This is a genomic window from Phenylobacterium sp., from assembly GCF_036502675.1.
Classification (GTDB): domain Bacteria; phylum Pseudomonadota; class Alphaproteobacteria; order Caulobacterales; family Caulobacteraceae; genus Phenylobacterium.
In genome coordinates this window covers 25,438-31,970 of the sequence record NZ_DASXYF010000121.1, presented here as the reverse complement: position 1 = coordinate 31,970, position 6,533 = coordinate 25,438, and the positions used below count along the sequence as shown (strand labels likewise).

The window sequence follows — 6,533 nt, the reverse complement described above, 5'->3', positions numbered from 1 at the left end:
CTTCGTCAACGGCTTCGACGGCTATCCCGCCAACGCCAACCGCACCCTCTACCTCAACTCCATCACCCTCGACGGCCTGACCACCCCCGAAAACGCCGCCTTCACCAACGTCGGAGCCCATGCCTATTCGGTCCAGGCCGGCTGGATCGTCTGAACCGGCGAAAGGACGGCGGGGCGGTCACTCCGGCGGTTCGTGCGATGCGCCGAGGGCCGCGAGCAGCGCCCTGTCCGCCTGCGCCTGCAATCGTAAGGACCACAGCAAAAACAAGCTCAAGCCGACACTTTCATAGACGAAGAAATAGAGCGGCGTGCCAGCGAGCATGCTGACGCCGATGGCGATCGTGCGGGCGTTGGCGGAGAGCGGCGCGGCCGCGTTGACGGCCGGCGCCTGGATGCGGCGGTAGAGGAGGCGGGTCCGCCGTTCGACGTCCGCTCCCTGGCGGAGCCGCTCGCTCAGGGCCGCATCCAGTTCCGCGCACGACCCGGCGACCCGCTCGGACAGCGCCAGGTACGCGGCCGCGAGCGCGGCCATCCAGCCGCGCGGCGCGGCCCGCGAGCCCGCGCCCAGGCTTTGCTTCAGCCAGCCCCGGCCGCATGCCCAGTACTGGTAGTTCCGCCGCCGGCTTTCGTAGCTGTTGGCCTGCAGCACCCTGGCCAGCCCCGAGGCGAGCCCCAGCGCCCAGGCCCAGCCGTGCAAGCTCCTCGCGAGGATCAGGACGAGGGCGCTGTAGAGGACGAACTGGCCGAGATAGTCACAGACGCCGTCCACCACTTCGCCCGACGGCGAACTGCGTCCCGTCCGGCGCGCCAGCTCGCCGTCGGCGCCGTCGAGGACGTGCCAGGCGATCTGGCAAAGGAACCCCGCCGCCACCGACGCCGGCCAGGACAGGCCCCAGTAGCAGGCCGCCGCCGCAGCGGAAGCCCCGACGCCCATGCAGGAGACCGCATTCGGCGTGACCGGGGTGGAGCGGAGCGCTTCGGCGAGCCGCCGGGACAGGGGGTGTATGAGCCGGCGGTTCGACCAGAGCTCGATCTCCTGCGGCTTTCCGCCCTGGAGCTCGGTGGACGTCGCTTCTACCATGGCTGTCGCGGCGCCGCGCGGCCGGGCTGACGCCGGCCGGAGAGGGGCCGGGTTTCGGGCGAGTCGTTGGGGGCGCCGTTCATCGATGACGTCATTCGCACGCAATGGACGAACGCGCACCATCTGAGGGAAATCCCGTCGGAAATCCGCGCGGCCATCGACGGACAGGCCGAGGACCAGCGGCCCCGCCCAGCGTCAGCCTTCCTCCTCGACCCGCCTCCAGAGCTGCGATTTGCAGAAGATCCTCGCCAGGAGACAACCGTGGGCGCGCAAGGTTCTCTCGTCCATCAACACGGCGGTGCCGGTAAAGGTCCCGTTCAGGTCCGGCACGAACACCTTGCCTTTCCAGCTTCCGTCCTGGTTCCGCACAAAGCCGCTGAAGAGTTCTACGCCGACAAGCTCCTTCGTGCCGCCGCGGCGGGCGTCCGCCACCGCTTTTGGGCTCGCCCAGATGACCACCCCGCACTCGGCCTGGCCACAGGGACGGATTTCCACGTGAACTGAATTCTTCGGGTTCCGCCAGATCCCCTCGACTGTGGCGCCGGCTGTTGTCTCCGCCTGCAGGGAGCCGTCCGAAAATAGAGCCGCCGCCAAAGCCAGGCTGCCGAAAGCAAGACGACGCGCCATCATGTTCCCCGGGGGACGTTCGGTCGCTGTTCTACAGGTAAAATGCGCCGTGAATAGACGGCGAAGCGCAGGCCTCGAACGCAGGTCGGGGTCTCCGGCTCTCCAGATCGGGCGGAACAGCCGCCGGGAGGCGTTGGTTCTCCATGGGAAGCGGCGGCAGGTGTCCAAGGACCGCGCTTCCTTCCAAGGAGACCCAGATGCGTGTGAGCGAGTGCATGACCCGCGACGTGACGATCGCCAATCCCCAGGAGACGATCTGCGACGCGGCGAAGATGATGGCCGACTGCGACGCCGGCGTGCTGCCGGTAGGCGAGAACGACCGCCTGGTGGGCGTGATCACCGACCGCGACATCGCCGTCCGCGGGGTCGCCGAAGGCAAGGCGCCGAACACCAGTATCCGCGACGTCATGAGCGCCGAGGTGAGGTATTGCTTCGAGGACGACGACATCGACGACGTCCTGCGGACCATGGGCGAGCTTCAGCTGCGGCGGCTGCCGGTTCTCAGCCGCGACAAGCGGCTGGTCGGCATCGTCTCGCTGAGCGACCTGGCGACGGGCGGCGCGTCGGCGCCCGCCGGCAGGGCCCTGCGCGACATCGCCAGGCCGGGCGGGGAGCATTCGCAGACGCGGCATTGACGGCCCGACCAGACCGCGCGCGCCGGGACCCTCGCTGGGTTCGATGACCAGGGCAGATTGGGCGGCCCCGGCGCGTCCGGGGGACCTATGCGTCTGCGGCCCGGTCGCGCCGGCCCCCGGAGGGGTCGGCGGACGACGGCGTCGCTTCCTCGGGCGGCTTGACCGCACGGAACAGGCCCAGGAGCGTCAGGTCGTAGGCGATCTTCAGGGCGCCGCCCAGCACCAGCGGCAGGCCGAACGGGCTTGCCGCCAGCATGGAGCCCGCCAGGCTGGGGCTGATCGCGGCCGCCAGGCTGCGCGGGACGTTGGTGACGCCAGCGGCCGCGGCGCGCTCGGCCGGAGACACGATGGCCATCACGTACGACGTCCGGGCCGGCACGTCCAAGCTCGACAGCGCCGCCCGGACGAGCAGCAGCCCGAGCGCCACGGGCAGCGTCGGGGCGAAGGCCGCCCCCACCAGGCAGACGTTCGCGGGGATGTGGGTGAACACCATGGTGTTCACCAGTCCGAACCGCCGCGCCAGGGGGCTGGCCACCAGCATCGAGGCCGCCGTCAGGAGGCCCGCCCAGAAGAAGAAGGCCCCGGCCGTCGCCAGGGACAGTCCGAACCGCTCGAACAGCCATAGGACCAGCATCGGCTGCACCACGAACCCGCCGCCGAACGAGTCCAGGCTGAACAGCGCGGCCAGCCTGAGGACGGGCCGGCGGGACTGGCGCAGCGGCGCGCGCGGGGGCTCCTGCACGTCCCGGCCGGAGGGCAGCCGCGCATAAAGCGCCAGGGCGGGGATCGCCAGCAGGCCGTACAGGACGAACAGACCCTGCATCATCGAAAGCGGTCCCAGCCCCAGCCCCCGGCCCAGCGGATCGACGGCCCGGACGGCAAGGGCGCCGCAGGCGACCATGACCGACCCGGCGAGGCTGTAGCGTGCGAACAGCCTCGTCCGCGCCTGGGACGTTCCCGCGTGGGCGAGCAGCGCGTGCTCGAGCGGCAGGAACAGGCTCACGTCTCCGCCGGAGGGGTTCAGGGTTCCGAGGAAGCCGACCACCGCCAGGGGCCAGAACGCGCGCGCCTGGGAGAAAGCGAGGCCCGTCAGCAGCATCAGCGCGCAGGACGCGGCGAGCAGGGACCTCACCCGCGCATGATGCGCCAGCAGGCCCACCCCAAGGGTGAAGACCGCGGAGCCCAGCAGGGTGAAGGTGACCACCAGCCCGATCTGCAGGGGGCTCAGGCCGAGCGCGCTCAGGTAGGCCGGCAGGAGCAGCGCCGTGAAGCCGTCGCCAAAGGCGCGGACGGCGCGCGCGGCGATGATGACCGCGGGCGGCTTGAGGGTCAGGGCGTCGAACACGCCGCAGGCTTAGCCGCTGGACGATGCGCGGTCACGACGCAACGGCTGCGTCCTGCAGCGGAGGATGCGCGGCCGGCCGATCAGCTCGAAGACCGGGCCGGCGCTGGTGTCGACTGCAGGTCGACAAGCCGCCTGTTGCTCGTGAACGTGAGGTCGGGGTCCCGCCCAGCGTGGCCGCCGCCCTGGGCGGACGCCTGCGGGACGAGCCCCCGTAACCTTCGTTCGCCAGGCTCAGCCGTCCCGGGCTTCGCTCCTCGAAATCAGGGTGTCGAAGTCCAGGATGTTCTGCTTCAGCTTGGCGATGGCGTCGGCGCTGACGTCCTCGTCGTTGGAGTGGATGTGCAGCACGCCCCGCTCGAAGCGGCTCAACTGCTCGATCAGCAAATCACGCAGGTAACGCCATCGGTCGGTGATTTCGGCCGGACTTTCCACGCATCAGCCGCCGCGTGAGCCGGTGGACCGGGGGTCGCTCAGGTGATGCCTCGACCATGGACGCGTCGAGCGCGGATCCCTCAGGACGAACTTTCCCGTCCCCCCGGTCGATCTCGGATCGTTCAGGGTCGAGTTGCGGGGCAAGGGAGCGAGGGGGAATTTAGACATGACGTCCTTCCGGGCCGACGGACTCCGCGGAAAGCGCGGGGCGGCCACCAGCCTGCTCTATATGGGGCTTTGCCTGCAGAATAGCTGCGTTCGGTCGTCGGCGGGCGCGAAACAACGCCGAGGACGCGGCGCCGGGCCGGCCGGCCTATGTCGGCAGGTCCTCGCTCACCACCTTGAAACCGACCAGGGTCGCCTCGCCGAAGGCGTTGGAGATCGCGACGTCGGTGGCGTCGCGGCCGCGCGCGATCAGCACCCGTCCGATCCGCGGCCGGTTGTTACGGGCGTCGAAGGCGTACCACCGCCCGTCGAGGTAGACCTCGAACCAGGCGCTGAAGTCCATCTCGCCGACGATCGGGACGCCGATGTCGCCGAGGTAGCCCGTGCAGTAGCGGGCCGGGATGTTCATGGCCCGGCAGAAGGCGACCGCCAGGTGGGCGTAGTCGCGGCACACGCCGGTCCGCTCCACATAGGCCTCGTGGGCGCCCTTCGTCGGCCGGGCGTGCTCGTAGCCGAAGACGATGTGGTTGTGCACGAAGTCGGTGATCGTCTGCACCCTCGCCCAGCCGGGGGTCGTGTGCGCGAACAGCGACCAAGCGATGTCGCTGAGCTTGTCGGTCTCGCAGTAGCGGCTGCCCAGCAGGTAGACCAGCACGTCGTCGGGCAGATACTCGACCGGGGTCTCCGCAGCCGACGGCGCGAAGTCGTCGACCTGGCCGGAGTCGTGGATGATGAAGTCGGCCGAGAGCACGAACCGCCCGGCCGGCGCCATCACCCGGCTGCAGATGTTGCCGAAGCCGTCGATGTATTGCCGCACCGGGACATAGGGCGCCGTGAGCAGGACGTCGGGCGTCTCCAGCGCGGCGCGGCGGGTGGGATGCACGCTCAGGCACAGCATCAGCAGCGTGGGCGCCGGGCAGTCGTAGGCGATTTCAAATCCGGTGTGGATGCGCATGCGGCTCTCCCACATCCGCGCGGCCCGCAACGACGACCGGGGCGCGACGGCCGCTGACGACATCGCACGTGCGGCGCGGATGCCGGCGCCAGCTGTCCGTCACACATGGCGCCGCCGCAGCGAAACACAAGGCGAGACGGGCATTTAGCCCAGGTTCCGCGTATCGCGCCGACAGGGCCGGCGCCCGTTGTGGCTTTTGTATGCAGGCGCGGAGATGCAGGGGTGCGGAGCTCGCCTTCGCCTACTTCTTCTTGCCCGCGCCCCCGCCGGCGTTCTGCAGGAACGGGTGCGGAGCGACCGCGGCCTTGGACGCCGGCTGCTTGGGCTTGCGGGGTTCGCGGCTCGATCTTTTCTGACTCTTGGCCATGGCGAGGTCCTTTTATGCGGTGGGATGGGGGAGCCGGCGGCGACGGGCCTCCGACTGCAGCAGCGAATGTTCCTCGGCCTCGGCCAGGGCTCTCCAGGTGGACGCCGCCGCCTCGTATTGCGCCCGCACCCGCGGCAAGCTGCAGATCAGCGCAGTCTCGCAGGCGGCGTTCGCACGGGCGCGATAGTCGTCGGCTCTCAACTGGCGATCGAGCATGGCGGCGCCGGCCTGTCGTCTCGGATCCGCGCCGCGTCGGAGGGGATCAACCGCTTCGGCGGCGGCACACGCCCGACGGCGCATCAGCAATATAGCGGTTGAACCCGGTCATTGCGAGCCGCCGCCGACCGTAATCGGCAGCTGGAGGGCCGGGGGCGACGCCGGATCGTTCGCGGGCTTGTTCGCCATGGCCTCGGCGCAGAGCCGCATCAGCTGCCCACGCAGGCTCCGCCCGCTGACCTGGGCGCGTGCGTCGTGATAACCTTCCGCGGCCAGCTGGCGCCGCAGGGTCTCAGGGCTGGCATGGTCGCCCGACCTGGCGAGTTCGAAGGCGCGCTCGAGGGTGGTGGGACGTTGGACCATGCACTTCTCCGCCAGCGTACAGCCGCTGCGGCAGCGGAACGGCTGGGACGGACAATCGCTCCGTGGGACCGGGCGCTCCGTCGCTCCGGCGACGTTCAACCCTCGCTCGCGCGCCTCGCCCGCGCCTCGTCGCAGATCTTTTTCAGCTGGGTGAGCAGGCTGCGCCCATAGAGCTGCGCCTCGGCGTTGAGGTGGCCCTCGGCGCGCAGCTTGTGACGGATGTCCTGCACGCCTGCGCAGTCTCCCGATCTGGCAAGCTCGAATGCGCGCTCAAGGACCGTGGGCCGGACCGCCATCATCAATCAACGGCGAGGGCGGGCGTTCGATCCATCTGCGCAAACTCGCGC

General features: G+C 69.9%; 10 protein-coding genes. 1 reads left to right on the top strand and 9 read right to left on the bottom strand.

What is annotated here, in order from left to right:
- Window positions 1-178 precede the first annotated feature (178 nt).
- Both VGL30_RS16175 and VGL30_RS16170 read right to left on the bottom strand, forming a co-directional pair.
- The gene (locus tag VGL30_RS16175) at window positions 179-1,081 is read right to left on the bottom strand and encodes a CDP-alcohol phosphatidyltransferase family protein (protein ID WP_331541050.1); all 903 of its coding nucleotides are present in this window, start codon (window positions 1,079-1,081) and stop codon (window positions 179-181) included.
- Between the two features lie 195 nt (window positions 1,082-1,276).
- Window positions 1,277-1,708: a DUF2147 domain-containing protein gene (locus VGL30_RS16170; RefSeq protein WP_331541049.1), complete on the bottom strand. Its 432-nt coding sequence runs from the start codon at window positions 1,706-1,708 to the stop codon at window positions 1,277-1,279.
- A gap of 197 nt (window positions 1,709-1,905) precedes the next feature.
- Between VGL30_RS16170 and VGL30_RS16165 the strand changes: the two genes are divergently transcribed.
- Complete coding sequence (locus VGL30_RS16165) at window positions 1,906-2,343, top strand: CBS domain-containing protein (protein WP_331541048.1); 438 nt, start codon at window positions 1,906-1,908, stop codon at window positions 2,341-2,343.
- 85 nt (window positions 2,344-2,428) lie between these two features.
- Here VGL30_RS16165 and VGL30_RS16160 read toward each other — a convergent pair whose 3' ends face one another.
- The 7 genes from VGL30_RS16160 to VGL30_RS16130 all read right to left on the bottom strand — a co-directional run bounded on the left by VGL30_RS16160 (window position 2,429) and on the right by VGL30_RS16130 (window position 6,416).
- On the bottom strand, window positions 2,429-3,688 hold the full coding sequence (locus VGL30_RS16160; RefSeq protein WP_331541047.1) for an MFS transporter: 1,260 nt from the start codon (window positions 3,686-3,688) through the stop codon (window positions 2,429-2,431).
- A 231-nt stretch (window positions 3,689-3,919) separates the two neighbouring features.
- On the bottom strand, window positions 3,920-4,120 hold the full coding sequence (locus VGL30_RS16155) for a hypothetical protein (protein ID WP_331541046.1): 201 nt from the start codon (window positions 4,118-4,120) through the stop codon (window positions 3,920-3,922).
- Between the two features lie 313 nt (window positions 4,121-4,433).
- Window positions 4,434-5,240 carry a transglutaminase family protein gene (locus tag VGL30_RS16150; RefSeq protein ID WP_331541045.1) on the bottom strand — a complete coding sequence of 269 codons (807 nt, stop codon included), beginning with the start codon at window positions 5,238-5,240 and terminating at the stop codon, window positions 4,434-4,436.
- Between the two features lie 241 nt (window positions 5,241-5,481).
- On the bottom strand, window positions 5,482-5,607 hold the full coding sequence (locus VGL30_RS16145) for a hypothetical protein (protein ID WP_331541044.1): 126 nt from the start codon (window positions 5,605-5,607) through the stop codon (window positions 5,482-5,484).
- Between the two features lie 12 nt (window positions 5,608-5,619).
- A complete protein-coding gene (locus tag VGL30_RS16140) occupies window positions 5,620-5,823 on the bottom strand; it encodes a hypothetical protein (protein ID WP_331541043.1) in 204 nt (67 codons plus the stop codon).
- Window positions 5,824-5,931: 108 nt separating this feature from the next.
- Entirely contained in the window at window positions 5,932-6,186 is a 255-nt protein-coding gene (locus VGL30_RS16135; RefSeq protein WP_331541042.1) for a hypothetical protein, read from the bottom strand.
- Window positions 6,187-6,281: 95 nt separating this feature from the next.
- Window positions 6,282-6,416 carry a hypothetical protein gene (locus VGL30_RS16130; protein WP_331541041.1) on the bottom strand — a complete coding sequence of 45 codons (135 nt, stop codon included), beginning with the start codon at window positions 6,414-6,416 and terminating at the stop codon, window positions 6,282-6,284.
- Between the last annotated feature and the right edge of the window lie 117 nt (window positions 6,417-6,533).